Annotated in this window: 24 protein-coding genes and 1 tRNA gene; 10 read left to right on the top strand and 15 right to left on the bottom strand. The window is 59.7% G+C overall.

From position 1 onward, the window contains the following. Nucleotides 1-73: 73 nt before the first annotated feature. Nucleotides 74-283 (bottom strand): Gfo/Idh/MocA family oxidoreductase, encoded by a 210-nt coding sequence (locus ACTF58_RS08475; protein WP_438991539.1) that lies wholly within the window; start codon nucleotides 281-283, stop codon nucleotides 74-76. A 196-nt stretch (nucleotides 284-479) separates the two neighbouring features. Here ACTF58_RS08475 and ACTF58_RS08470 point away from each other — a divergent pair, with 196 nt between their 5' ends. After that, on the top strand, nucleotides 480-1,232 hold the full coding sequence (locus tag ACTF58_RS08470) for a WecB/TagA/CpsF family glycosyltransferase (RefSeq protein ID WP_438991538.1): 753 nt from the start codon (nucleotides 480-482) through the stop codon (nucleotides 1,230-1,232). Here ACTF58_RS08470 and ACTF58_RS08465 read toward each other — a convergent pair. Genes ACTF58_RS08465 through ACTF58_RS08455 form a run of 3 tightly spaced genes read right to left on the bottom strand, consistent with a single transcriptional unit; the run spans nucleotide 1,229 to nucleotide 5,556 of the window. Continuing rightward, the gene (locus ACTF58_RS08465; protein WP_438991537.1) at nucleotides 1,229-2,029 is read right to left on the bottom strand and encodes an SDR family oxidoreductase; all 801 of its coding nucleotides are present in this window, start codon (nucleotides 2,027-2,029) and stop codon (nucleotides 1,229-1,231) included. The two genes, ACTF58_RS08470 and ACTF58_RS08465, sit on opposite strands and share 4 nt — an antisense overlap. Further along, entirely contained in the window at nucleotides 2,022-3,581 is a 1,560-nt protein-coding gene (locus tag ACTF58_RS08460; protein WP_438991536.1) for a GMC oxidoreductase, read from the bottom strand. The genes ACTF58_RS08465 and ACTF58_RS08460 overlap by 8 nt, the downstream gene beginning before the upstream one ends. After that, a complete protein-coding gene (locus tag ACTF58_RS08455) occupies nucleotides 3,574-5,556 on the bottom strand; it encodes an acyltransferase family protein (RefSeq protein ID WP_438991535.1) in 1,983 nt (660 codons plus the stop codon). Before ACTF58_RS08455 ends, ACTF58_RS08460 begins: the two co-directional genes overlap by 8 nt. A gap of 198 nt (nucleotides 5,557-5,754) precedes the next feature. Here ACTF58_RS08455 and pcaF point away from each other — a divergent pair, with 198 nt between their 5' ends. Genes pcaF through ACTF58_RS08425 form a run of 6 tightly spaced genes read left to right on the top strand, consistent with a single transcriptional unit; the run spans nucleotide 5,755 to nucleotide 10,557 of the window. Beyond that, nucleotides 5,755-6,960: a 3-oxoadipyl-CoA thiolase gene (gene pcaF / locus ACTF58_RS08450; RefSeq protein ID WP_438991534.1), complete on the top strand. Its 1,206-nt coding sequence runs from the start codon at nucleotides 5,755-5,757 to the stop codon at nucleotides 6,958-6,960. 13 nt (nucleotides 6,961-6,973) lie between these two features. After that, entirely contained in the window at nucleotides 6,974-7,966 is a 993-nt protein-coding gene (gene paaA / locus ACTF58_RS08445; RefSeq protein WP_438991533.1) for a 1,2-phenylacetyl-CoA epoxidase subunit PaaA, read from the top strand. A gap of 11 nt (nucleotides 7,967-7,977) precedes the next feature. After that, nucleotides 7,978-8,262, top strand: coding sequence for a 1,2-phenylacetyl-CoA epoxidase subunit PaaB (gene paaB / locus ACTF58_RS08440; protein ID WP_438991532.1), 285 nt, complete (start codon nucleotides 7,978-7,980; stop codon nucleotides 8,260-8,262). Nucleotide 8,263: 1 nt separating this feature from the next. Further along, the gene (gene paaC / locus ACTF58_RS08435; RefSeq protein WP_438991531.1) at nucleotides 8,264-9,016 is read left to right on the top strand and encodes a 1,2-phenylacetyl-CoA epoxidase subunit PaaC; all 753 of its coding nucleotides are present in this window, start codon (nucleotides 8,264-8,266) and stop codon (nucleotides 9,014-9,016) included. After that, nucleotides 9,016-9,474 carry a 1,2-phenylacetyl-CoA epoxidase subunit PaaD gene (paaD, locus tag ACTF58_RS08430; protein ID WP_438991530.1) on the top strand — a complete coding sequence of 153 codons (459 nt, stop codon included), beginning with the start codon at nucleotides 9,016-9,018 and terminating at the stop codon, nucleotides 9,472-9,474. Before paaC ends, paaD begins: the two co-directional genes overlap by 1 nt. Before the next feature lie 12 nt (nucleotides 9,475-9,486). Continuing rightward, nucleotides 9,487-10,557: a 2Fe-2S iron-sulfur cluster-binding protein gene (locus ACTF58_RS08425; protein WP_438991529.1), complete on the top strand. Its 1,071-nt coding sequence runs from the start codon at nucleotides 9,487-9,489 to the stop codon at nucleotides 10,555-10,557. Between the two features lie 119 nt (nucleotides 10,558-10,676). On the opposite strand, the gene ACTF58_RS08420 is transcribed toward ACTF58_RS08425, so the two are convergent. Genes ACTF58_RS08420 through paaG form a run of 4 tightly spaced genes read right to left on the bottom strand, consistent with a single transcriptional unit; the run spans nucleotide 10,677 to nucleotide 13,817 of the window. Next, a complete protein-coding gene (locus ACTF58_RS08420) occupies nucleotides 10,677-11,273 on the bottom strand; it encodes a TetR/AcrR family transcriptional regulator (protein ID WP_438991528.1) in 597 nt (198 codons plus the stop codon). A gap of 4 nt (nucleotides 11,274-11,277) precedes the next feature. Continuing rightward, on the bottom strand, nucleotides 11,278-12,588 hold the full coding sequence (paaK, locus tag ACTF58_RS08415; protein ID WP_438991527.1) for a phenylacetate--CoA ligase PaaK: 1,311 nt from the start codon (nucleotides 12,586-12,588) through the stop codon (nucleotides 11,278-11,280). Nucleotides 12,589-12,591: 3 nt separating this feature from the next. Next, a complete protein-coding gene (gene paaI, locus ACTF58_RS08410; protein ID WP_438991526.1) occupies nucleotides 12,592-13,029 on the bottom strand; it encodes a hydroxyphenylacetyl-CoA thioesterase PaaI in 438 nt (145 codons plus the stop codon). 2 nt (nucleotides 13,030-13,031) lie between these two features. Further along, nucleotides 13,032-13,817, bottom strand: a complete 786-nt coding sequence (gene paaG, locus ACTF58_RS08405) for a 2-(1,2-epoxy-1,2-dihydrophenyl)acetyl-CoA isomerase PaaG (protein ID WP_438991525.1) — start codon at nucleotides 13,815-13,817, stop codon at nucleotides 13,032-13,034. An 87-nt stretch (nucleotides 13,818-13,904) separates the two neighbouring features. Here paaG and paaZ point away from each other — a divergent pair, with 87 nt between their 5' ends. After that, nucleotides 13,905-15,911 (top strand): phenylacetic acid degradation bifunctional protein PaaZ, encoded by a 2,007-nt coding sequence (gene paaZ / locus ACTF58_RS08400; RefSeq protein WP_438991524.1) that lies wholly within the window; start codon nucleotides 13,905-13,907, stop codon nucleotides 15,909-15,911. A gap of 30 nt (nucleotides 15,912-15,941) precedes the next feature. Continuing rightward, nucleotides 15,942-16,718, top strand: a complete 777-nt coding sequence (locus tag ACTF58_RS08395) for a PaaX family transcriptional regulator C-terminal domain-containing protein (protein ID WP_438991523.1) — start codon at nucleotides 15,942-15,944, stop codon at nucleotides 16,716-16,718. Here ACTF58_RS08395 and ACTF58_RS08390 read toward each other — a convergent pair. From ACTF58_RS08390 to ACTF58_RS08360, 7 genes are all read right to left on the bottom strand, one after another. Then, nucleotides 16,715-18,574 (bottom strand): monovalent cation:proton antiporter-2 (CPA2) family protein, encoded by a 1,860-nt coding sequence (locus tag ACTF58_RS08390; protein ID WP_438991522.1) that lies wholly within the window; start codon nucleotides 18,572-18,574, stop codon nucleotides 16,715-16,717. The two genes, ACTF58_RS08395 and ACTF58_RS08390, sit on opposite strands and share 4 nt — an antisense overlap. Then, nucleotides 18,574-19,029, bottom strand: a complete 456-nt coding sequence (locus ACTF58_RS08385) for an Lrp/AsnC family transcriptional regulator (protein ID WP_438991521.1) — start codon at nucleotides 19,027-19,029, stop codon at nucleotides 18,574-18,576. Before ACTF58_RS08385 ends, ACTF58_RS08390 begins: the two co-directional genes overlap by 1 nt. An 87-nt stretch (nucleotides 19,030-19,116) precedes the next feature. Beyond that, nucleotides 19,117-19,554, bottom strand: a complete 438-nt coding sequence (locus ACTF58_RS08380) for a YqaA family protein (protein WP_438991520.1) — start codon at nucleotides 19,552-19,554, stop codon at nucleotides 19,117-19,119. Between the two features lie 213 nt (nucleotides 19,555-19,767). Continuing rightward, nucleotides 19,768-21,975 carry a hypothetical protein gene (locus tag ACTF58_RS08375; protein ID WP_438991519.1) on the bottom strand — a complete coding sequence of 736 codons (2,208 nt, stop codon included), beginning with the start codon at nucleotides 21,973-21,975 and terminating at the stop codon, nucleotides 19,768-19,770. A 132-nt stretch (nucleotides 21,976-22,107) separates the two neighbouring features. Beyond that, nucleotides 22,108-23,388: an O-acetylhomoserine aminocarboxypropyltransferase/cysteine synthase family protein gene (locus tag ACTF58_RS08370; protein ID WP_438991518.1), complete on the bottom strand. Its 1,281-nt coding sequence runs from the start codon at nucleotides 23,386-23,388 to the stop codon at nucleotides 22,108-22,110. A 153-nt stretch (nucleotides 23,389-23,541) separates the two neighbouring features. Further along, nucleotides 23,542-24,546 (bottom strand): hypothetical protein, encoded by a 1,005-nt coding sequence (locus ACTF58_RS08365; protein WP_438991517.1) that lies wholly within the window; start codon nucleotides 24,544-24,546, stop codon nucleotides 23,542-23,544. A 142-nt stretch (nucleotides 24,547-24,688) separates the two neighbouring features. Further along, a tRNA-Tyr gene (locus tag ACTF58_RS08360) sits at nucleotides 24,689-24,772 on the bottom strand. 109 nt (nucleotides 24,773-24,881) lie between these two features. On the opposite strand from ACTF58_RS08360, the gene rlmB reads away from it, so the two are divergent. Further along, a complete protein-coding gene (gene rlmB / locus ACTF58_RS08355; protein WP_438991516.1) occupies nucleotides 24,882-25,673 on the top strand; it encodes a 23S rRNA (guanosine(2251)-2'-O)-methyltransferase RlmB in 792 nt (263 codons plus the stop codon). Nucleotides 25,674-25,747 lie beyond the last annotated feature (74 nt).

Raw genomic sequence — 25,747 nt, 5'->3', positions numbered from 1 at the left:
TCGGTCTCGTAATTCCCATCTTCGATTCTCCGTTTTCCTAACTATAGGGACGGACCAATTCAAAGGGGGAGGCTCAGTTTAACAGAAGGCCCGTGCCCGCCACCTCTGTAAAAACAGCCGCAAGATCAGCCGCCGCCGCGACATTCCAATGCTTTGAAAAGGCCGCAAGCCGCGCCGCGTCGCGATCATAGCAGCTCACAACCTCAATCTCGGGATGCACCGCAAAAGAGCGCATATAAAGATCAGCCACAAAGCCACATCCAACAATCGCCACTCTTTGCATCACATAACTCACATAGCCTTAGAACCGCACGCAAAGCCACGATAGCTTCGGTCGGCTCTGTCAGGTCACTTATCTTGGCGTAATTTGGCCTTAAAAAGTGTCAAGACTGGGGCATATGTCAAATTTTTGGCAATTTTTCCCGCTATGACAGGCCGCAAGAGCCGTTTATCGGCTATATCCACAGTGTGCAGAGGGTGTGATTTTGATTTTTAAAGCCAATGGGTATGAGATTGTGGTGAATACGCCCACCAAAGCGGCCCTTTTGGCAGCTGTGGCTGCGAGATTCGCAGAGGCAGAAGGCTTTGCCCTCGCCACACTCAATCTGGATCATCTCGTCAAGCTGCACGCCAGCGCGCGTTTCGCCCGCACCTATGCGGCGCAAGATATTGTCGTCGCCGATGGCAATCCGGTTGTCTGGCTCTCACGGCTGGCGCGCCGCCCTGTCGCGCTTGTGCCTGGTTCTGAAATGGTGCTGCCGCTGGCCGAGCTGGCGGCGCAAAATGGCGTCAAGGTTGCGCTCTTTGGCTCCACAGAAGAGAGCCTCAAAGCCTCGGCAGAGGCTCTTAAGATTGCTGTGCAAAATATTGATATATCATGTCAAATCGCTCCACCTATGGGCTTTGATCCAGAGAGTGACGCCGCCGCCGCTATGCTTGCTGAACTGGAAGCTTCAGGCGCGGGCCTCGTCTTCCTCGCCCTCGGTGCGCCCAAGCAGGAAGCCTTCGCCGCCCGTGGCCGCAGCCTCGCGCCAAGCCTCGGCTTTGCCTCGATCGGGGCAGGGCTTGATTTTCTCTCAGGCGCACAAACCCGTGCGCCCAAATGGGTGCAAGTCATTGCGATGGAGTGGGCGTGGCGCGCGGCTCAGGCCCCCGCACGGCTGGTGCCGCGCTATGCCCGCTGTTTTCTAATCCTGCCGCGCCTGCTCTTTGACGCGCTCTCGCAGCGTTAGAGCTGCCTCGGCTTGGCCTTGCGCCGCATCAACAGCTTGTCTTTGACGCGGGCCTTCAGGCCGCGCGCGGGCGGCAATTCGCGCATCATCTCAAATGTCGTGCCATTCAGGCTCCGCTCATGCCAAAGCGCCAGCCTGACGCCCCAGTCTGCCGCCACCTTCGGGTCAAGCCCGTCAGGCACGCCCATTTCGGTTGCCAGCATTCCAGGCAACCAGTCGTTGATCACAATATCAGGCAAACGATCCGCCAGATCGGCGACCAAAGCCCGTGTCAAAATCCGCTGCGCGCCCTTTGACGCCGAATACGCGCCAGAGGCGGGCAGGGGGGCAATATCGGCAAAACTCGTGACATTGACGATCCGCCCAAAGCCCGCCTCCGCCATATCTTCAAGCGCCAGCCGTGTTGCGCCGAAACTGCCGCCAAGATTGGTCGCCACGGTCTCCATAAAGCTGGCGTGGCTTTCCTCAAACACATCGCGGCGCGGGTAAACCGCCGCGTTGTTGATCAACAATAACACAGGCCCAAGTGCAGCGCGCACCTCGGCAAATGCGGCGTCAAGCGCAAGCGGATCAGACACATCACAAACAATGGGCAAGATGTCCTCATGCCCTGCCGCTGTCTCTTGAAGTGGCTCAAGCCTGCGCCCCAAGGCCGCCACTTTGACACCCCGCGCCGCCAAGCCCCGCGCCAAAGCCCGCCCAAGCCCTGCGCCTGCGCCCGTCACAACGGCCACGCTCTTCAAGAGCCGCCCGTCTGCCTCAGTCCTGTTTGCCTCAGTCCTGTTTACCTCAGTCATGCTTGCCCCTTTCCAGTATTGCCTCAGCCGTGCGCAACGCCTGCGCCGCAATCGCAAGGGACGGGTTCACGCCCATCGAACTTGGCATAAAGCTCGCATCCGCCACATAAAGATTGCCCAGCTCATGGACGCGCCCCGCGCCGTTCAAAACCGAGCGCTTGGCATCCACGCTAAAGCGCATTGTGCCGCAAGGGTGGCCATAATTCAGCTCAGGCGCATTGCCGAGAAACATCTGCCGCTGGCCTCTAAATGCGCGCTTGATGGCGCGGCGAAACAGCTTGCGGCGGGCCAAAAGCTCTTCGCGCAAGTGATACTCAAAGGCAATCTCATCGCCCACAGGCGGCAAGACGCGGTTGTCCTCATACGCGAGGTCTTCCATCAACCCGACAAAAACTTTGGCGTTGCCCAAAACCTTTGCTGCAAGCGCCGCAGGCAGCCTCGCGGCCTCCTGCATCAGCCGCTTTTGCCCCAGTGCGTTGCGCGCAAGTCTGAGCCGCAGATAATGCAAAATCTCGCCATAGGAGGCATCAATCCCCATCGCCTGCACCATGCCGAGGCGCTCGCCCTCATGCCAGAGCAAGTCGCGAAAGCCCACAGATTTTGACGGCCCGCCACCCTGAATGCCGGGCCAGACCGCAAACATCTCGTTGAGGTGAAACATCAGCCCCCGCCCGACCAGCCCGCTCGCGTTTGCCACGCCCTCGGGGAAAGCCTCCGAGGCCGAGCCAAGACAGAGCCGTGGGCTGCCAAACGCGCCACCCGCCAAAACAAAAACAGGCGCGCGTAGCAAGTGCGTTTCGCCCCCCATGCGCAGCTCGATATGGCTGATCGCGCGTCCGTCGCCCACAAGTTTGCTCACCTCGGCACAGTCCAGAAGCGCGGCATTGCCCGTCGCCAAAGCAGGCTCAACCCCTGCGGAGCGCGCATCCATTTTGCACGGCATCGGGCATTTGAAACCAAGACAGCTCTTACAGCCCTCGATCTCTTTCACAGCGGTGTGCAAATGGTAGGGATGCACCCCGTTTGCCGCCAAACGCTGTGCAATCAGGCGGTCGACCGCGCTCATCTCCCCCGCCTCGGGCAAGGGCTGCGACGGTGCGGGGCCGAGCGGATCTGCCCCGCCGCGCACATGATACATCGCTTCAGCGCGCATGAGATAAGGCTCAAACGCCGCATAAGATACAGGCCAGCCGCCCGTCGGGTGAGGCCGCGCCTCTGTGTGGTCCAAGTCCTGCGGCGCAGGGCGCTCCAAGGTCGCCGCATAAAAGACCGAGCTGCCGCCAACCCCGGCACCCAGCGGGGCGTAAAACGCCTGCTCAACCCCGTCCACACGCGCGCGCACCTGCGCAGGCCAAAGCCCCCGCGCCAGCCGCGCTTGGGGGACAAATATATCATGCGACAAAGGCGTCTCTTCTCGGCGGTGGCCCGCAGGCCCTTTCTCGACAAACAAGACTTTCTGGCCCGCTTCGGCGAGCGCACGGCCCAGCGTTCCACCGCCCATGCCCGTGCCGATCACGATCACATCCCAAGAGGCGCGCAAAAGCTCACTCATTTCCCAAGCGCCCCTCAAACAAGGGCGCAAACCGCGCCGCCATAGCCTTTGCCGCTGTATTGGTGATGTGGTTGTTGTCAAAATACCAGCTCGCGGCGCCCTGCAGCGCGCTACAGGTTTCGCCTGTGCAAACGGCATCCCAGATTTCTATGACGGGAGCGGCGCTGATTGCCTCCCGCGCCAAAGCATAACGCGCCTCAGCCTCCGCGCGTGCCACGCTGGCCCGCGCCGCAACCTCGGCCTCGCTGGCGCGTCCATGCGCCAGAAGCCGTGCCGCCTCGCGGCTGTCATAGCGGGGCAGCTCGGGCATTTGCTCCAGAAGATGCACCCGCCCGAACTCTGCCGTCAGGATCGGCACACTCGCCGCCAGCCCCGCGCGCACCACAGCCGCATTGCCGCTTGCGCCATAGCCCTCAAGCGCAATGGTGTTCTCGGCATCAAGCCCGACGCCGCGCCCGCTCGCATAATAGCTCCAGCGCCCGACAAGCAGCACATCGCGCACCGCCGCAAGCGAAGACATATCGCGCGCAATGATCGCCTTTTCCGCCGTGCAGGCCGCATCCTGCGCGGGGGTGGCATAGCTCTCGGTCTTGCTGACGCCAAAGAGCGGCGCGCAGCCCGCGTGCCAGATGATCAGGGCAGGGGTGTCGGCCTGCCATGCGGCTTGCTCGAGGCCTTCCTTGAAGGCGCGCACATGGCTGTCACCCCAGATTAATACCTCGGGCGCGCCGTCAGGCCCGATCGGGCAAAGCTCCACCCCCTCAAACGCGCCCTCGCGTGGCACATAACAGCGCGAGAAATCCTGCAAAAAGTCACCACTTGCCTGAATATGCGCCTGCGTCTTGAGGTCAAACCGCGTCGGCAGCCCGTCTTTCACATAGGCCAGCGCGCCAAAGCCCAGAGCGGCGGCAGAGGGCACAGCCAGCGCGCCAAGCACAGCCCAGCCGCGCGGCTCCATGCGGCGAAACGGCGTCTCGACATAGCGCCAAGAGAGCGTGGCCAAGACCACGCTCAGCCCGATCCAAAGCGCGGCTTCCCACCAGCCCGCATAGCCCCCGCGCCCGTAAAACGAGAGCACAAACACAGGCCAATGCCAGAGATAGAGCGAGTAGGAGATCTTGCCAAAAAACACAGGAATGCGCGTGCTCAATACAGCGTTCACCCCGTTGCCCGCTTGCCCGTTCGCAAGCAACAGCACCGTGCCAAGCACAGGAAAAATCACCTGCCACCCCGGAAAACCACGGCTGGCCTCAATAAAGACAAGGCTCCCAATCACCAGTCCAAGCCCGAGCCAGCTCAGCCATGCCCCCGCCTTTAAAGGCGCGCGCCCGTGGCTCCAGACGGCCAGTAAAACGCCCGCCAATAGCTCCCATGCACGAAAGGGAAAGAGATAGAAGGTCGCCGTCTGATGGCTTGGCGTGAGCCAGATTGAGGCGGTCAGCGAGAGTGCAAAACACAGCCAGAGACCGCCGATAAAGACCCGCGGCCAACGCGCCAACAGAAGCAAAACAAGCGGCAGAAAAATGTAAAACTGCTCCTCCACAGACAAAGACCACGTGTGGAGCAAGACTTTACTCTCTCCCGCCGTGTCAAAATATCCCGCCCCTCGGAAAAACAGCACATTGCTGAGATAAACCGTCGCTGCGATCAGCGATTTGCCATATTCGCGCAACTCAAACGGCAGCAAAACAAACCACGCGATCACACTCGCCGCCAGCGCCATCGCAAAGAACGCAGGTGCCAGCCGTTTCACACGACGGATATAAAACCGCGCCAAGGAGATCCGCCCTGTCGCCTGCGCCTCGCGCCACAAAATACCGCCGATCAGATAGCCCGAAATGACAAAAAACACATCCACACCGGCAAATCCGCCGCCAAACCCGGGCACCCCGAAGTGATAGAGCACAACAGCAACAACAGCGATCATGCGCAGACCGTCAATCTCGGGGCGGTAGGTGTGTTCTGTCAGACTCATACGCTTGCTGTAACTTAGGCTTCCTCGTTATCTGAGGAGCTATAGCAGCAATGCGGCAATTTTTTGTGCAAATTGCAAAATTCGCAAATGCGTTACCAAAAAATAAAAAGATGATTGCTACGTGTAACATATTGCTTGCGTCGAATCGTGCCGCCGTGCACAATAATCTCGCAACAGGACCACTCAGGAGACGCTGCTTTGGCTCAGGCCTTTATTTGTGATGCAACCCGAACACCCATTGGCCGTTACGGCGGGGCGCTCTCTTCTGTGCGCGCCGATGATCTTGCCGCTCTGCCCATTGCCGCGCTGAAGGCCCGCAATCCAAATGTGGATTGGGCCGCAATTGACGACGTGATCTATGGCTCCGCCAATCAGGCAGGCGAAGACAACCGCAATGTCGCGCGCATGGCAGCCCTTCTGGCGGGTCTGCCCATCGAGGTTCCGGGCACCACTCTCAACCGCCTCTGCGCCTCTGGTATGGATGCTGTCGGTATGGCCGCCCGCGCCATCAAGGCGGGTGATTACGATATGGCAATCGCAGGTGGCGTTGAAAGCATGAGCCGCGCCCCCTTCGTGATGCCCAAGGCCGAAACCGCCTTCTCGCGCGCCAATACGGTCTATGACACAACCATTGGCTGGCGCTTTGTGAACCCCAAGATGAAAGCCGCCTACGGCACAGAGTCCATGCCCGAAACGGCTGACAATGTGGCCCAAGATTACGGCATCAACCGGGCCGACCAAGACGCCTTCGCCGCCCGCTCCCAAGCCCGCTTTGAGGCTGCGCAAGCGGCAGGCAAGTTCTCTGACGAGATCACGCCTGTCGAAATTCCACAGCGCAAGGGAGATCCGGTCGTATTTGCGACAGACGAACACCCCCGCGCAGGCACAACGCCCGAAAGCCTTGCCAAACTGCGCGCCATCAATGGCGTGGGCAAGACTGTCACAGCGGGCAATGCCTCAGGCGTCAATGATGGCGCAGCTGCGCTCCTGATGGCCTCCGAGGCCAGTGCCAAAGCCCAAGGCCTCACGCCGCTTGCCCGCGTTGTCGGGATGTCTGTCGCAGGTGTTGCGCCGCGCATCATGGGGATCGGCCCTGTGCCTGCGAGCCAGAAGGTTCTGGCGCGCGCGGGTCTCACGATTGAAGATATGGATGTGATCGAGCTGAACGAGGCCTTCGCCTCCCAAGGCCTCGCCACTCTGCGCGCCCTTGGCGTCGCGGATGATGCCGAACACGTCAATCCAAACGGCGGTGCCATTGCGCTCGGCCATCCGCTCGGAATGTCGGGCGCGCGCCTTGTTATGGCCGCCGCTTACGAACTCAAACGCCGCCAAGGCCGCTACGCACTCTGCACCATGTGCGTTGGCGTCGGCCAAGGCGCAGCCATTATCATTGAACGGGTCTGAGGAGGACACACTCATGTATGCACAGATGGTAAAATCAACCGGCGCAGGCGTCAAAACCCGCGCAGAGATGAGCCCCGAAGAGGCGGCCTTTCAGGACCGCATCGACCAAGACATCAAGATCGAGCCGAAAGACTGGATGCCCGAGGGCTACCGCAAAACGCTGATCCGCCAGATCGGCCAGCACGCCCACTCCGAAATCGTCGGCCAGCTCCCCGAAGGCAACTGGATCACCCGCGCGCCCACGCTGGAGCGTAAGGCGATCCTCCTCGCCAAGGTGCAGGACGAGGCCGGCCACGGCCTTTACCTCTACGCCGCCGCCGAAACGCTGGGCGTGAGCCGCGACGAGCTGACAGAACAGCTCCTTGACGGGCGTATGAAGTATTCCTCGATCTTCAACTACCCCACACTCAACTGGGCCGATATGGGCGCAGTCGGCTGGCTTGTTGACGGGGCCGCGATCATGAACCAAGTGCCACTCCAGCGCACATCTTACGGCCCCTATAGCCGCGCGATGATCCGCATTTGTAAGGAAGAGAGCTTCCACCAGCGCCAAGGCTACGACATCATGATGAAGATGGCCCAAGGCACGCCCGCCCAAAAGGCTATGGCTCAAGATGCGCTCAACCGGCTCTGGTATCCGAGCTTGATGATGTTTGGCCCCTCTGATGCAGATTCGGTCCACTCCGCCCAATCCATGGCATGGAAGATCAAAATGGACAGCAACGACGAGCTGCGCCAGAAATTTGTCGACCAGACCGTGCCCCAAGCCGAATACCTCGGCCTGACCGTGCCCGACGAGAACCTCAAATGGAACGAAGAGAAGGGCGGCTATGATTTTTCGCAGCCTGACTGGGAGGAGTTCTTTGACGTCTTGCGCGGCAACGGCCCCTGCAATGTCGACCGCATGGAAAAACGCAACACAGCTTGGGACGAGGGCGCATGGGTGCGCGACGGCCTGATGGCCCACGCCGCCAAACGCGCCGCGCTCAAAACAGCTGCGGAATAAGGAGCATAGATATGTCTAAAGAATGGCCCCTCTGGGAAATCTTCATTCGCGGCCAGCATGGCCTGTCACACCGCCACGTGGGCAGCCTGCACGCGCCAGATGCCGAAATGGCGATCAAAAATGCGCGCGATGTTTACACGCGCCGCAACGAAGGTCAGTCGATCTGGGTGGTTGAAGCTGCGCATATCACGGCCTCAAGCCCCTCGGACAAAGGCCCGCTCTATGAGCCGAGCGAGAGCAAGGTCTACCGCCACCCGACCTTCTTTGACATCCCCGAAGATGTGGGGGCCATGTAACATGAGCACGCTTCACGACTTCGCGCTGCGCATGGGCGACAGCACGCTGATCCTTGGCCATCGCGTCTCTGAGTGGTGCGGCCACGCGCCCGTTCTGGAAGAAGACATTGCCCTCGCCAACACAGCGCTTGATCTCATTGGCCAGACCCAGCTCTGGCTCGGCCTCGCCGCCGAAGAAGAGGGCACAGGCAAAACAGCCGATGATCTTGCCTTCCTGCGCGACGCTTGGGATTTTCGCAACGCGCTGCTCACCGAGCTGCCCAATGGCGACTTTGGCCGCACCCTCATGCGCCAGTATCTGTTTGATCAATGGCACTTGCTCATGCTGCAAGCCCTTCAAAACTCAAGCGAAAAGCGCGTGAGCGACATTGCCGACAAGGCCGTCAAAGAAGTCAGCTACCACGTCGAGCGCTCGCGCGACACGGTCATTGGCCTCGGCGATGGCACGCCAGAAAGCCACAAGCGTATGCAAGACGCGCTGGACTATCTTTACCCCTATGTGGGCGAGCTGTTCACCCCTGACGCCGTCGATGCGGCCGCCACAGAAGCGGGCATTGCACCCGATCTGGCGAGCCTGCGCGCGGCCTATGACGCTGCCGTTTCTGAGACAATGGCCGAGGCCACGCTGTCCATTCCCGACAGCCGCTTTGCCCACAAAGGCGGGCGCACAGGCAAGATGCACACCGAGCATCTGGGCCATATCCTCACGCAAATGCAGTGGCTTCAGCGCGCCTATCCGGGAGCGAGCTGGTAATGAAGCCAAGCGTTCAAGAGGTCTATGCGTGGCTTGACGATGTGCCCGATCCCGAGATCCCCGTGATTTCGTTGATGGATCTGGGCATCATCCGAGGCGTGGCCTGGGCGGGTGACACGCTCGAAGTGACCGTCACACCGACCTATTCGGGCTGTCCTGCCACGAGCATTATCAACCTTGATATCGAAACCGCCCTACGCAGCCACGGGATCGAGAAACTCAGGCTCCAGCGCCAGCTTTCCCCGCCGTGGACAACCGATTGGTTGACCGAGAAGGGCCGCAAAAAACTGCAAGACTACGGCATCGCGCCGCCCCAGCCCGCAGGCGGGCCGGCAGAATGCCCGCGCTGCCAAAGCCACGATCTGGAACGCCTGTCGCAGTTCGGATCGACCCCCTGCAAGGCCCAATGGCGCTGCAAAAGCTGCCTTGAGCCGTTCGACTATTTCAAATGTATCTGAGGAGCACAGTCCATGGCCCGCTTTCATGACCTCGAAGTCACAGACCTGCACAAAACCATCCGCGACGCGGTCGTTGTGACGCTCAAGCCCGTCAATGGTGCGGCGTCCGAGTTTGACTTCACCCAAGGCCAGTATCTCACCTTCCGCCGCGATTTCGACGGCGAGGAAATCCGCCGCAGCTACTCGATCTGCGCAGGCAAGGGCGAGGGCATCCTGCAAGTCGGGATCAAACGGGTTGATGGCGGGGCCTTCTCGACATGGGCCAACGAGGAATTGACCGTCGGCACCCGCATAGAAGCCATGCCGCCGATGGGCCGCTTCTTCACGCCGCTGGATGCGGCTGCAGAGAAAACCTACCTCGCTTTTGCAGGCGGGTCGGGGATCACACCTGTCTTGTCGCTGATCAAAACCACATTAGAGACCGAGCCAAAGGCCGACTTCACGCTGGTCTATGCCAACAAAGGCGTGTCCACGATCATGTTCCGCGAGGAGTTGGAGGATTTGAAAAACCTCTACATGGGCCGTTTCAATGTCATCCATATTCTTGAGCAGGACGCGCAGGATATCGAGCTGTTTTCGGGCCTTGTGAGTGAAGAGAAATGCGCCGAGCTGTTCAAAAGCTGGATTGATATTGCAAGCGTGGACACCGCCTTTATCTGTGGTCCCGAGCCAATGATGCTAGGTATCGCCAAAGCGCTGAAAGACCACGGGCTGGGCGAGGACCAGATCAAATTCGAGCTCTTCGCCTCCGCCCAACAGGGCCGGCTTGCCAAGCCCGCCGCCTCCCGCGCCGCAGGGGCCGCCGCCCAGATCAAACTATCGGTAACCCTTGACGGCGCGACCCAGACGATGGACGCGGGCCCTGAGAGCAGCATTCTTGACCTCGCCCGCGCGGGCAATCTGGATGCGCCTTATGCTTGCAAAGCGGGCGTCTGCTCGACCTGTCGCTGCCGGGTGATCGAAGGCGAAGTGGATATGCGCGCCAATCATGCGCTGGAGGATTATGAAGTCGAGAAGGGCTATATTCTGTCCTGTCAGAGCTTCCCTGTGAGTGCGGTTGTGAAGGTCGATTACGACCAATAGTCTTTGGGGCAAAGGGGTTGCGCTTTGGCTGCGCCAAATCGCCCAAGAAGGGGGCGCTCGCGCCCCCTCTGCCTTCGGCATTCACCCCCTGAGGATATTTCTGGAAAGAAAAAGACGCTTTACAGGGCTTTGAGGCCGCCGAGTGTGAGGGCGGCCACCTCTGCGGCGTAGATGCGGCGTGCCTGCGCATCGGCGCCTGCGTTCCACATATAATACCAGTTCAGCATCCCGAAGAGGGACATGGTCACGCTGCGCAGCTTGGCGGGCGCTTTGGCAAAGACTTCAGGTGCGTTTTCGGCGATGATCTGTGAGAGTTGTTTCACCATATCGCGCTGATATTCCACGAGAATTTGGCGCTGCTCGGGGGGGAGGTGATCCATGCCTGCGCTTTGAACGCGGTGGGCGTTGTCGGCCCCTTGATAGGCCAGAAGCACTTCGGTGCAGAGCGCGCGCAGTTGTTCGGGCGGGGTGAGGCCTGTGAGGGGGGTGGCGCGGAGCCTGTCGCGCAGATCTTTGAGGTGACTGTCCAGCAGGTCAAAGAGGAGCGCATCCTTGCTGTTGTAATAGTGGTAGATATTGGCCTTGGAGATGCCCGCCTCTTGGGCCAGCGCTGCCATGCTGGCGCGGTCAAACCCCTCGCTGGCGAAGACACGCGCTGCCGCCTCAAGGATGGCGTCGCGCTTTTCGCCGTGATCTTTGGCTTGCGTTCTGGCCATGCGCCTAGCCCTTGTCGCGGTTGTCGATGACGCGCACGGCCTTGCCTTGGGAGCGCGCCACAGAGCCCGGGTCGCCGACCACCACTTCTGTTGAAACTCCGACCATGTCCTTGATATGTTTGGTCAACATCCGCTGCGCCGCTGTGCGGGACAGATTGTCTGCCGCGTCCGTTGCAGCCTCGACAAAGACCCGCATCGCATCCATCCGGCCTGATTTGTAAAGCTCGATCTGGAAGTAGGGCGCAAGCCCGCCTGTTGCCATGACCTGCTCTTCGATCTGGGTGGGAAAGACATTGACGCCGCGCAGGATGATCATATCATCCGAGCGCCCCGTGATCTTCTGCATCCGCCGCATCGAGCGCGCCGTGCCCGCCAGAAGGCGTGTCAGGTCGCGGGTGCGATAACGGATCATCGGCATCCCTGTCTTGGTGAGGGTGGTGAAGACAAGCTCGCCCTCCGCACCATCGGGCAGCACTTCGCCTGTGACGGGGTCGATCACCTCGGGGTAGAAGTGATCCTCCCAGATGTGCAGCCCGTCTTTGCTTTCGACACATTCGTTCGCCACACCTGGCCCGATGATCTCGGAAAGCCCGTAAATATCAACAGCGTGCATATCAAAGGCCTCTTCCACCTCAAGGCGCATCGCGTTGGTCCAAGGCTCTGCGCCAAAGACGCCGACATCAAGGCTGCTGGAGCGCGGATCAATCCCCGCTTTGTGAAAGCCCTCAAGGATGTTGAGCATATAAGACGGCGTCACCATGATCCCTTGGGGTTTGAAATCCGTGATCAGGCCAACCTGCTTTTCGGTCTGCCCGCCACCCATGGGAACGACAGTGGCGCCAAGCCGCTCGATCCCGTAATGCGCGCCAAGCCCGCCTGTGAAGAGACCATAGCCGTAAGCGTTGTGCACCGTGTCGCCACGCTTGAGGCCAGAGGCGCGCAAGGAGCGGGCGACAACTTCGGCCCAGACATCAATGTCGTTTTGGGTGTAAACCACGACAGTCGGCTTGCCCGTTGTGCCCGAAGAGGCATGAATGCGCACCAGCTCTTCTCGCGGCACAGCCGAAAGGCCAAAGGGATAATTGGCGCGCAGATCGTCTTTATAGGTGAAGGGAAACTTTGCGAGGTCCGACAGCGCGTGCAGATCGTCAGGATGCACCCCCGCCGCGTCAAAGCGCGCCTTATACATGGCCACATTGTCGTAAGCGTGTTTGAGCGTGGTCTTCATCCGCGCCAGTTGCAGCGCCATAATCTCGTCGCGCGAGGCAATCTCTATGGGGTCAAGGTCGCTCTTCTTTGGTGTCAGGTCTTTCATGTCTCAGGCCTCCCCGCCTTCGTCAAAATGTGTGCCCGCAATGGCGCGCGAAATGCCGCGAAACTCTGCCAGAACCTCGCCGTTTTGGTTGCTCACAACCACATCATAAATCCCGCTGCGCCCCGTGAGGCTGACTTCTTTTGCTTCCGCGCGCAGGCGGTCGCCCTCAAATCCGGGGGCGAGATAGCTCATGAAGGTGTGCTGCCCGACGGTGTTCTGGTTGCGCGAATTGCAGGCAAAGGCAAAGGCGCTGTCCGCCAGCATGAAGCTCACCCCGCCGTGGCAGGTTCCGTGGCCGTTGGTGTGATGCGCCTGCACGCTCATCTCAAGGACAGCCGCGCCCTCATCGACGCTCACAAGCTCCATTCCGATCCACTCAGACGCCCTGTCGCCCGCCCACATGGCGGCAGCGGAGCGTTCGGCGCGTTCTTTCGGTGTCATGTTCATGTCCCCTTAAATTCAGGCGCGCGCTTGCCAAGAAACGCGCTCACGCCCTCGGCATAGTCGGCACTCTCACCACAGGTTTTCATATATCCAGCCTCAAGCTCAAGCTGCTCCTCTAGCGTGTTCACAGCCGAAGCCTGAATGGCGGCTTTCGTCAGCCCAAGGCCCAGCGTCGGCCCGTTCGCAAGCTTTTCCGCCAAGGCCCGCGCCTCATACATGAGCTGACCATCTTCAACAGATTTCCAGATCAGCCCCCAGTCTTCGGCCTGCGCAGCACTCATCGGCTCGGCGGTAAAGGCCAGCCCCTTGGCGCGCGCCTCGCCCAGCAAGCGCGGCAAATGAAAGCTGCCGCCCGTGTCAGGAATAAGCCCGACCTTGCTGAAAGACTGGATAAATTTCGCCTTGTCCGAGGCCAGAACCATGTCACAGGCCAATGCAAGGTTCGCGCCCGCGCCTGCCGCGACGCCATTGACAGCGCAGACCACAGGAAAGGGCAGGGACCGTATCAAATTGACCAAGGGGCCATAAAACTTGCGCACCGTCTCGCCCAAGTCGGGCGGGCCGTCCATTTTGGAGGGGTCACGGTCGCCCAGATCCTGCCCCGCGCAAAAGCCGCGTCCAGCACCTGTGAGCAAAACCGCCCGCGCGCCCTCGTCTCGTGCCGCTTCCAGAGCCGCGCGCAGAGCGAGATGCATCTCTTCGTTAAAGGAGTTCAGCTTGTCAGGGCGGTTGAGCATAATCTCGTGCCATGTGTCGTGACGCGTCACCAAAATTGTCTCTGACATTGCTCTCTCCCTCAAGCTTACAAGACAAAGCTTGCATAAACCGAACGGTTGGTCAATAAATTATCCAAAGCCAAAAAGGAGAGCGCCATGAAAGAGATTGCAAGCTTCGCGATGGGGCAGTGGGTCCAGCCAGACGCCGCCGCGCGCACCGTAGACTGCGCCATCACAGGCGCGCCCTTCGCGCGGATCGGCAACGGCAGCCTTGAGACGCGCGCCATGCTTCGCCACGCCCGCGACGTCGGCGGCCCCGCCCTGCGCGCCATGAACTTTCACGAGCGCGCCAAGATGATCAAGGCGCTGGCCATGGCGCTCGGTGAGCACAAAGAAGCGCTCTATGACCTCTCCTTTCACACAGGCGCCACGCAAAAAGATCACCTGATCGACATCGACGGCGGCATTGGCACGATGTTTGTTTTCGCCTCCAAGGGCCGCCGCGAGCTGCCTGAAGCGCAGGTCTATGTTGATGGTGATCTGGAGCAGCTTTCGCGCCATGGCAGCTTCATTGGCCAGCACATCTGCACGCCTCTGCGCGGGGTGGGCGTTCATATCAACGCCTTCAACTTCCCCGTCTGGGGGATGCTCGAAAAGCTCGCGCCAACCCTTCTCGCAGGCGTCCCCGCCATTGTGAAGCCCGCCAGTTCCACCGCCTATGTCACGGAACTCGCCGTCAAAATCATGCTTGAGAGCGGGCTTCTCCCCGAAGGCGCGCTTCAGCTTATTTCGGGTGGTGTGGGCGATCTCTTTGACGGCCTCGGCCCTCAAGATGTGGTCAGTTTCACAGGCTCTGCCGCCACGGCCCTCACGCTGCGCAGCCATCCTGCGATTGCGCAAAACTCCACACGTTTCATCGCCGAGCAAGACAGCCTCAACGCCTCGGTGCTTGGTCCTGACGCCGCAGAGGGCACGGAAGAGTTTGACCTCTTCATCAAGGAAGTCACCCGTGAAATGACCGCCAAGGCAGGCCAGAAATGCACCGCCATCCGCCGGATCATGGTCCCTGACAGCCAAGTTGAAGCTGTCAAAAAAGCCATCAGCGCCAAGCTCGACAAAATCACAATCGGCGATCCGCGAGACGAGGCCAACAAGATGGGCGCGCTCGTCAGCATGGGCCAGAAGCGTGATGTGCTCGCCATGGTCGACAAGCTCGCCACCGAAAGCAAGATCGTCTGGCGCGACGAGGCCCGCGTGCCCGCCACGGGGGCCTTTGTCTCGCCCGTGCTCTTGCACTGCGACAGCCCCGACACGGCCATTGAGGTCCACGCAACAGAGGCCTTCGGCCCCGTCAGCACCGTGATGGGCTACCGCGATCTGGCCCACGCGGCCGAACTCGTCGCCAAAGGCGAGGGCAGCCTTGTCACCTCGCTGATTACAGCGGACCCCGCCATCGCAAGCGCCTTCGTCGCCGAGGCCGCGCCGTGGAACGGGCGCATCTATATCAACAACCGCCACTCCATGCGCGAGTCCACAGGCCATGGCTCGCCTTTGCCCCATATGGTTCATGGCGGCCCGGGCCGCGCAGGCGGCGGCGAAGAGATGGGCGGTATTCGCGGTGTCATGCATTATATGCAGCGCACTGCCATTCAGGGCAGCCCCGATATGCTCACGAGCATCGGCCAGAAGTGGGTTCCGGGCGCCGATCAGATCACTGGCCCCGCACACCCGTTCACGCGCCGCTTTTCAGAGCTTGTGCTTGGCGAAACGCTGCACACCGCAAGCCGCACCATCACGCTTGAGGATATCGAGCATTTTGCCCATTTCACGGGTGATACGTTTTACGCCCATATGGATGAGGCCGCGGCGGCGCGAAACCCCTTCTTCCCCGGTCGTGTGGCGCATGGCTATTTGCTCCTGAGCTTTGCGGCGGGACTGTTTGTGGAGCCTGCCGAAGGCCCCGTTCTGGCCAACACGGGCCTTGATAGCTTGCGCTTCATGAAGCCCGTGGTGGCGGGTGACGCCATCAAAGTCGCGCTGACGGTCAAGCGCAAAACCACGCGCAACGAAGAATACGGCGAAGTGCGCTGGCACGTATCGCTCACCAATCAGGACGACGAGCTTTGCGCAACCTATGAGCTTCTCACAATGAACGCTCTTTAACGCCCGATCCTCTCTCGCTAAGATGCGCCCATGACCACGGGCGCATCTCCTCTCTTTGAAACGACCTTCACGGCCCTGCAAGCGCAAGGGCCGCTCAAGACATGGTCGCTCATCGTGACAATTTTTGGCGATATCGCCCCCGCCAAAGAAGACCAGATCGACAGTCAGCTCTTGGCCGCTTTGACAGCGCCCTTTGGCGTAAAGCCCGAGGCGCTGCGTGTCGCGCTCCACCGCCTGCGCAAAGACGGCTGGCTTGAGGCCGTCAAAACGGGCCGCCGCTCCGCCTATCACCTGTCTGAGACAGGCGAGGCGCTGACGCGCAAAGCCTACGCGCGGATCTACCGTGGCGTTCAAAGCGGGCAGGGGGCGGAGTGGCAGATCGAGCTTCTGGAAGACGCCGCCGCTTCGGGCCGCGCCAAAACTGCGCTAATCGGAGCCAATATCCTCGTCTCCCCCGCGCCGGCCACAGGCGCACCGCTCGCTTTGGCGGCGGCGGATGTGCCCGAATGGATGCGCGCCGCGCTTGTGACTGACGCCGCGCTGGCCGAATTCGCGGGCTATGTCGCAGCCCTTGAGGGCCTTGCCCCCGCGCTCGCCTCAGAGAGCCTGACCGAGGAGGCACGCGCCGCGCTGCGCTTTCTGGTGCTGCACTATTGGCGGCGGATCGTCTTGCGCCAGCCCGAGGTGCACGAAATTCTGCTCGGCGAAGACTGGGCAGGCCACCGCGCCCGCAAGCTCACGTTGCAGGCCTTTGACATCCTGCCGCGGCCCAAGCTGTCTGCGCTTGCGGCCCTCACCGCCGCCTAAGCGCTGTCTTTCTTCTCCGCCAAAGCCTGCAAGCTCAGTTCCAGCTCTTTTTCAAGCTCGCGCACGCGCTTGCGATACTCTGCATTGCTCGCCATGTCCTGATCAGGCTTCCAAAGCTGCGCCAGCTCCTTGAGCGCCATGCGGTCATGCGCATAAAACGCCTGCTCCGCCTCGGCGGCCTCGTATTCTGTCATCCCGACGTTCTCAAGCACATAGCGCCCCGCCCGCAACGAGCTGTCAAACAGCTCGCGCACAATGTCATTGGCCCCCGCCTCATAGAGCGCAAACACATGGCTGCGGTCGCGCGCCCGCGCGATAATATGAATGTCGGGCCGCTCCTTGCGCGCATGGCGCACAAGCCGCAAGGCAGCCTCGGTGTCATCCAGCGAAATCACCAAGACCCGCGCATCGCGCAGCCCCGCCGCGCGCAAAAGCTCAGGCCGCGTCGGATCGCCCAGAAACGCGCGGTAGCCAAAGCTGCGCATTAGCTGGATACGCTTGAGATTGTTGTCCAAAACCACAGTCTTAAACCCGCTGCTCTCCACCAGACGGTTCACAATCTGCCCAAAGCGCCCCACACCCGCAATGATCACTGGCCCCTCATGGTCGATCTCGTCAGGCTCGCTCGCCGGCTTTGCGCCCTCAAAGCGCTTGTGCAAAAAGTCATAGGCCAGAAACAGCATTGGCGTCATCAGCATCGACAGCGTGATAATCAGCAAAAGACGGTTGCCCAAAGCGTCGCTAAAGACGCCCTGTTGTCCCGCAAACGAGATCAAGACAAAGCCAAATTCCCCCGCCTGTGCCAAGGCCAGCGTAAAGAGCCAAAGCTCGCGCCGCCTGAGGCCAAAGCCGAAGCCAAGCACAAACAGCACCCCCCCCTTGAGCAAGATCAGCCCGCAGGCCAGCCCGACCATCAAGGCAGGCTCCGCCATCAAGGCGGCAAAGTTGATCGACGCGCCCACGGTGATAAAAAAGAGGCCAAGCAATAGGCCCTTGAACGGCTCGATATCGCTCTCAAGCTCATGGCGAAACTCGCTGTTCGCCAGAACAACCCCCGCCAGAAACGCGCCCAAAGCAGGCGACAGGCCGAGCAACGTCATGATATAGGCGTTGCCAATCACAATCAGCAGCGCCAGCGCCGTAAACATCTCCCTGAGCCGCGTGGCATGAATATAGCGAAACAGCGGCTTCGTGAGAAAAACCCCCGCCGCAATCACCGCCGCAATGGTGGCCAGAGTGGCCAGAGTGACGCCCCAAGCCGGCAGGTTTTGAAACAGCGAAGCATGGTGCAGCGCGTCATCCGCTTTCAGCACAATCGCCCCGTCAGCGCCAATGCTGGTCGTGGCCGCAACCCCCAACAGCGGAATAAGCGCCAAAAACGGGATCACGGCAATATCCTGCGTCAACAAAACCGCAAAAACAGATCGCCCGCCCGAGGTTCGCACAAGGCCCTTTTCCGTCAGGGTCTGAAGCACAATCGCCGTCGAACTCAGCGACAAGACAAGCCCGACAGCAAGGCTCGTCTGCCAAGCCAGCCCAAGCAGCGACCCCGCCACAAAAAAGGCCAGACAGGTGAGCACAACTTGCACCCCGCCCAGCCCGATCAGCCTGTGGCGCATCGCCCAAAGCGCGCCAGGCGTCAGCTCAAGTCCGATAATAAACAGCATCATCACAACGCCAAATTCGGCAAAATGCTGCAAATCGCGGGTTTCCTGCCCAAGTCCGGGCATCAGGCCAATGATAATTCCTGCGCTCAGATAGCCCAGCACAGAGCCAAGCCCCAATCGCGAGGCCAGCGGCACCGCAATCAAAGCGGCCAGAAGATAAATCGTCGGGAGGAGTAAAAGCGAATGCATTATGCTGGCAACGGTGCGTCTTGTTTGATTTGGGTCATCACGATTTGGCTGTGCACACGGCTCACCGCCCCATGCGCGAGCAGAATGTCATGAATGAGCGTGTTTAGCGAGGCCAGATCTTTGCAATATATGCGCAGCAACAAATCCGCATCGCCCGTCATGGCCCAAGCCGAAATAATCTCGGGTTGAGCGCCGATCAGCTTGTTAAAGCTCTTGGAGAGGGCAGGGTCGTGGTTGAGGAGTTGCACCTGCACAAAGGCCTGCACCCCGAGGCCAAGCGCCCCCGCATCAAGCTGGGCGCGATAGCCCAGAATGACGCCGCTGGCCTCAAGCCTCTGGCGGCGTCTGGCCGCCTGACTGGGAGAGAGGCCAAGCCGCTCGCCCAGCTCTTGGGCTGTGGCTTGGGCGTTTTCTTGCAAGGCAATAATGAGTTTAGAATCAATCGGATCTTTCATGCAGTTAATTTACGATTTAATTCTCAACAATGCGATAATTTCGCGTGCCACCGCAGGGCGCTTGCGTAAAATCTGGTAGATTTGTGCCTAAAGCCAGCCCCAGACAACGGCAGCAACACCCAGATAGCGCCCCGTCTTTGCCAGTGTGACCAGCCCCAGAAACACCCAGATGTTTTCGCGCATCGCGCCTGCCGCCAAGGTCAGCGGGTCGCCCACGATGGGCGCCCAACTCACCAACAGCGAGTAGCGCCCGTAACGGCGATACCAGCCCTCGGCCCGTGCCAATGCGGCCCCCGAGAGAGGAAACCAGCGCTTGTCTCTGAGTGCATTGGCTCCGCGCCCCAGAGCGTAGTTCACCAGCGCGCCAAGCACATTGCCAAGGCTCACCACAAAGAGAAGCCAGACCGCCGACCACTCTTGCGAGGCCAGAAGCGCTGCGAGCACAAGCTCTGACTGCGCAGGCAAAAGCGTCGCCGCGACAAAGGCCGATAGAAAAAGCCCGCCATAGGCAGCCAGTGCGCTCATGAGGTGGCCTTTGCTTGTGTCGTGATAGACGGGATGTGTGAAGGCTTGGTAAAGCCTGCGCGCGCAATGTTATATAATTTTCTGTTAACAAAAAAGGCATTTCAGGCGGTGCACGGGTGGTGCACACTTTGTGCACGCTTTTCACCCCCCCTGCTTTTGGACCGCCGACAAAACGTAAACAGGCCAAACCGCAGCCTTAACCGGATCTTAAGATCAGCCTCTCGGCATCTTCAAAGTCACGCCGCGACCGTTCTTTTGATAGATGAGTTCGCTCTCGCCAATGGCCGAAACACGGCCCCCGTCAATTCGGTCTCCGACCTTCACTTTCTGATAGCGCCCGCTCGAGAGGCGCACCAAAGCGCTGCGGCTTGAGGGCTTGCCATAAACCCCGATCAGATTGACCCGTTTGAGGTTGATTGCGTTGCGCACTGTGGCTTGTTTTGCGACGGAAGAGCGCGACGGAATGCTGGGGGCCACGGTCCGCGGGGCGACAGCGGCGACTTGCGTAACCTCTTCTTTTTGCGCGTTATTTTCCTGTGTCCGCTCTGCGCGCTGGATGATGCGCTCGAAGTTTTTCGGGCGATCCTTGGGCTTGATCGAGCGGGCCACAGCCTGCAGCGTTGCGTTGGGGTCCAGATCGCGGTCTGGCGTCTCTGGCAGTCGGATGACCACGGCCCCCGCAGTGGGCGGAACGGCCTGTGCCACCGCCTCTTCAATCGCCGCGCCCAATGCGGAGCCTGTGGATCGTGTCGGCTCTGTGGCGGCGATTTCACGGGCTGACGGTGGGCGCATCTGGGGCCGAATCGCGGCCAGCTCGCTGCGGCTGCGCCCGCCCAATGTGGCCCGTTCATTGGCCTCGGCCAGCCCCGAAGGCCGCGCCCTTGGCCGCACCTCTGCCAACCCGCCTGTCGTGACCTCTACCTGCTCGACCCGTTCTGGCAATTCCCTAGGAAAATAAGGGGGTTTGCCCGCAAAAACCCGATGACCATCAGGCGAAATCGCGCCCTCGGGTGTGGCCTTCACAAGCCCTCTCTCATCCAGCTCAAAGCTCTGCCCCCAAGCCGCAGGGTCCGCCTGCCGACCCGGGTTTTGATCGTCCCCGACACGCTCCAGAACAGGCAGCGCCACCGCGTCCTGAGCCTCAATCGCAGGGTCGATAGAGGCCACATAAAGATCATCCAGATCATGCCATGGCGAGGCGACAGGCGCTTTGGGCGCAAGCACCCAAACCCCTGTAACTGCGTAGTTTTCTTGCGCTTCTTGCAACGTGATTTCGCGGATGACGCGCGGCGCGGCGCGGCCAAGGCTCGTGCTCAGATTATTCTCGCCTCTATCAAGGCTCGCCAAATCCAAGGGGGGCGCAGGTACCATCGCCTCATCGCCCTCAATCTCGGTTTCATCCAGATCAGAAGGAGCCTCGACATAACGCTCGGGGGCCGGGCCAAACAGCCGCGATAGCCCTTCGCCCACAAAGATAGACGCCCAAGCCGCGACCCCGAGCAAAAACACCAGCAAGATCGCCGTGAGGATCAAGCCAAGAAATCTTGGCTTTCCAGCTGTCTTTTGTTTTTGCACTGTTTTCTGTGGGTTAGCGCGTCCAAACCCCGCATGCTGGGGAGGGGCGCTCACTGTCGGTTTGGGCGCAGCGGCCGTGTGGTTGTCTGCTCTCTGGTCTGTGCCGTCTGGAGCAGGTGAAATACCATTGGCGCCATGGCGTGTAACGCCCGTCAAGGCGGGCGCAGCAGCGGTGGCGGCGGAGCTGGCGCTGTCGCGCCGCGATGAAAAGGTGGGTTCCGCCGCGTCGGGCACGTCAGATGCTTCAGGCTCTGCGCCGTCTTCTGGTTCGGTCACGGCCGGTTTTGGCGCGGCGTCTGGCGCGGGCGGTATCTCTGCGTTGCCAATGATCGCTCCGACCTCATGGTCGCGCTCAACCGTCCCCTCAACGCCAGAACAGACGCCAAAAAAAGGCTCCCCGACATAATCAGCCGCATCAGGACGGGCCGTAAAATAGAGCGGCTGAAACCCGTTGTCGCGGGCAAAGGCTTCGGCTTCCTTCAGCGTTTCTTTTGCCACAGCGGCAATCACAAGCGCCTGCTCTGTTTCGGCCCAGCAATAGGCAAGCTCGTCCAAAGTGTAAGGCGTGGCCCCGTCAAGCGCGGCCTGCACAGCGCTCTCTTGCTTGTCTGCTGCGCCCTCAGGTCGGGTCACACGCAGATATTTGATTTGCTCAGGCGGCAAAGCAATCTTGACGCTCAGCGCCTTTGGTGTGATTTGGGCGGCTGTTTCCTTAAGTAAAGCCAAAGCGCCCGTCAGATCAGGCAGATCAAGCGGCACGTCGCCAACACGGGCCCAGCCCGTTTGAGAACGGTGAAGAAGGCCGATGCCTTCAAAAGATAGGGTTAACGTAAAATTTGGTTTCATACAGCCGCCTTGGAGCCGGTCACAACACTCTTAAGCTGCTATTATATCAATACTTCGCTGAAGAACATAGACCAGATGCCGCCAAGAGCATTTCAAAGCGGCATCCGGTAAGTTTTGGGCCGTAAAGCGCGCTTATGCGCTCGCTTTGGCCAGCGCCTGATCCAGATCGGCGATCAGGTCTTCCACATCCTCAATCCCGATTGAAATCCGAACAACACTTGGACCAGCGCCCGCCGCTTCCTGCTGTTCTGGGGTGAGCTGGCGGTGGGTTGTCGAAGCCGAGTGGATCACAAGGCTGCGGGTGTCGCCTAGATTGGCCACATGGCTAAAGATTTCGAGACTGTCGACAAACTTGAGGCACGCCTCATAGCCACCTTTCAGCGCAATGGTGAACAAGCCGCCAGCCCCTTTGGGGCAAATGCTGGCAACGCGATTGTTGTAAGGAGAGGACTTAAGCCCCGCATAGGTCACGTAATCCACAGCGTCATGGCCCTCAAGCCAGCCAGCAATCTGTTCGGCGTTTTGCACATGACGCTCCATGCGCAGGCTCAGGGTTTCGATGCCCATCAGCGTGTAATGCGCGGCCTGCGGGTTCATGGTCATGCCTAGATCGCGCAGCCCGATGGCAATCCCGTGGAAGGTATAGGCGAGCGCACCAAACGTCTCATGAAACTTGAGGCCATGATAGGCAGGCTCGGGCTCGGAGAGCGATGGGAATTTGTCAGAGGCTGACCAGTCAAACTTGCCGCTGTCCACAACGCAGCCGCCTGTGACTGTGCCATTGCCTGTCAGATACTTTGTGGTCGAATGCACAACCAATGTTGCGCCATGCTCGATCGGATTGCAAAGGTAAGGCGTGGCCGAGGTGTTATCGACAATAAGCGGAACGCCCGCCGCATCCGAGATCGCCGAAATCGCGTCAAGGTCGGTGATATAGCCGCCTGGGTTGGCGATTGATTCGCAGAAAACAGCCCGTGTATTTTCATCGATCGCTGCTTTAACAGCATCTAGATCATCAAAGTCTACAAAGGTGGCTGACCACCCAAAACGTTTGATCGTTTGGCTAAACTGCGTAATCGTGCCCCCATAGAGCCGCGAGGAGGCCACAACATTGCGCCCAGGGGCCATCAGCGGGAAGAGCGCCATAATTTGGGCCGCATGGCCTGAGGAGCAGCAAACCGCGCCTTGACCGCCTTCAAGAGTGGCGATGCGCTCGGCGAGAACGGCAACGGTTGGATTGGTCAGACGGGAGTAGATATAACCGACTTCCTGAAGGTTGAAGAGCGCAGCGGCGTGGTCTGCGTCCCGAAAGACATAGGCCGTGGTCTGATAGATCGGCGTTTGGCGCGCGCCTGTGGCGGGGTCTGGCGCTGCGCCTGCGTGAATTTGAAGAGTGTCGAATCCGTAAGCCATCTGGGCCTCCCAACTGTGTGTTTGGGCAAATGTTAGGCAAAGAAACGCGCCTTCACAACGGGGAGCCGCCTAAGAGGGACAAGAGCGTAAAACTTGCTGCCAAGGCGGAATGCTCTGTGGCCTATCGCTGGAAACTCGGAACATTGTTCTGTCTCAGCGCATCCAGAAGCCTTCGCGCTTGATACGGTTGCGGATCGCCTGCTCCTTGCGAGGAAGATCAGCCTGATCAAAGAGTGCGCGCACTTTCTCTCCGCGGCCCTGATAAACCATCCGCTTGATCGGATCGTAGGCTTTCAGCGCTTTTTTGATCTTGTTGGGCGCGCAGACTTGCTCAAGAGCGCTTACAACACTATCCGCCTCTCTGGCGTAAAGCATTGGAAGTAAACGATAATGACAGCTGGTCGCGCCGTCCAGATAGCCGTCTGGCAGGCTGTTGCGCCCACCGCCCAAAGCATGGATGACAAGGGGCAGAGCGACCTGATCAAGCCATGGATCCATCGTTTGACAGACCAGCTCGCGAGGCGGCTCATCGCGGATTTTTACGGCATACTCGAGAAATTTTTCGCCAAAGACCTGCGGGCATTTATAGAAAAAATAACCTGCGTTAAAATAAAGATAGCGCCGCCAATATTCATCGGGCTGGCTCAGATCGAGCGAACTGGCGTAATCCAGCCCGAATTTGTCATAAAGCGACTTCCATATCTGGCCATATCCTGGCCCGTAAAGCTCCAGAGTCGGCCATGTTCCTTCGCGCTTCAGCGAGGCGGAGGGCTTTTCAAAATCAAACGGCACCGCCGTAAGATCGCCAGTGATGAGCGTATCGGTGTCAAAAAAGACAAAAGGTTCGCCTTTGGGAAGGGCGCTCAGGGCCTCAATTTTGTTGCCATAGGCATATGCGCTTCCGAAGACCTTGCTTTCAAAGGGAATAATTTCGACATCGAGGTCAGTGAGCGCTTCAAGAACAAGAGCATCATCCATCCGCGGATCGCGGGGCCACAAGGGGCCACCCTGAGGCTCTGCAACAATCAGGCGGCCTTTGAAATTAGGGCTGAACTGTCGCAACGACGCTGCGAACAGCAGCGCCTCGTATTGTAGACGCCCCGCCTGTCCAATCACAAAAACATTGAAATCGTCGATACTCTTTGATTTTGCAGCCATAGGCTCCACTCAGCACTCGTTATATGATGCCAGTATAGAGACAATAAGGGCCTGCTTCCAAGGGGCTTGCAAGAATTAGAAACAATAAACCTGCACAGCGCCTCAGCAGGCAGGTTTCTAAGCGTCATCTATGGAAAATCAGTGGTGGGCGACCCTGGAATCGAACCAGGCGTGCGTCTCCGCGAGGGAGTTACAGTCCCCTGCCACACCTTGCGGCCTGTCGCCCACTGAGGGAGGGGATTACTTGCCTCGCTAAGGGTCGTCAACAGCAAATTGGCATGATAAGCGGCGCAGAGGAGAGAAAATGTCTCTCAGCATGAAAACAGGGTCTTGCGATGAAAAAGCCGAAGTGGGTTGTGGAAAAAGAACGTGGCAAAAAGCTGGAGGCCGCCGAAACGGTTTGGCTGTTTGGCCTGCACGCCGTGCGCGATGCTCTTGCCAACCCCAAGCGCGAGAAACTGCGCCTGATCGTAACACTGAATGCGCAAACCAAGCTTGCCGATGTGATTGCTCAAAGCGGGATGGAGCCTGAGGTTTCTGATCCGCGCAAGTTTGCGGCACCTTTGGACCCCCAGTCTGTGCACCAAGGCGCTGCGCTTGAGGTGAAAGCGCTCGACTGGGGCTCGGTGGCCGATGCGTGCGTCAGCGGGGGCGATGAGCGGCCTGCGCGTGTCTTGTTGCTGGATCGGGTGTCTGATCCGCATAATGTCGGGGCTATTCTGCGCTCGGCTGAAGTATTCGGTGCGCGGGCCGTGATCGGAACAAAGCGCCATGCCGCACCAGAAACCGGGGCTTTGGCCAAAACAGCCAGTGGCGCACTGGAGCGTCAGCCTTATTTGCGTGTCACAAATCTGTCGCGTGCGATGGAAGAGCTGAAAGGCTACGGGTATTTTCTGATCGGTCTGGACGGCGAGGCAGATACAACTCTAGAGGCCGAGTTGGAGGGCTATCACGACCGCCCCGTTGCGCTTGTCTTGGGCGCTGAGGGGCCAGGGCTCCGGGACAAAACCAAAGAGCAATGTGATGTTCTCGCGAAGATCGACTTTGCGGGTGACTTTGGCTCTTTGAATGTTTCAAACGCTGCGGCGGTTTCGCTTTATGCGGCCACTCGGCAAAAAACGGCCTGATCTCGCGCGATGTTCACAGGTAGTTTACAGCCTCTTATTATGTTGGAAATCATTCCTACATCTCATCACAGAGC

Origin of the sequence: Lentibacter sp. (assembly GCF_965657785.1) — a bacterium.
Taxonomy (GTDB): domain Bacteria; phylum Pseudomonadota; class Alphaproteobacteria; order Rhodobacterales; family Rhodobacteraceae; genus Lentibacter.
Note: the sequence above shows the minus strand (reverse complement) of the source record. Positions and strands in the feature narration are given on the sequence as shown.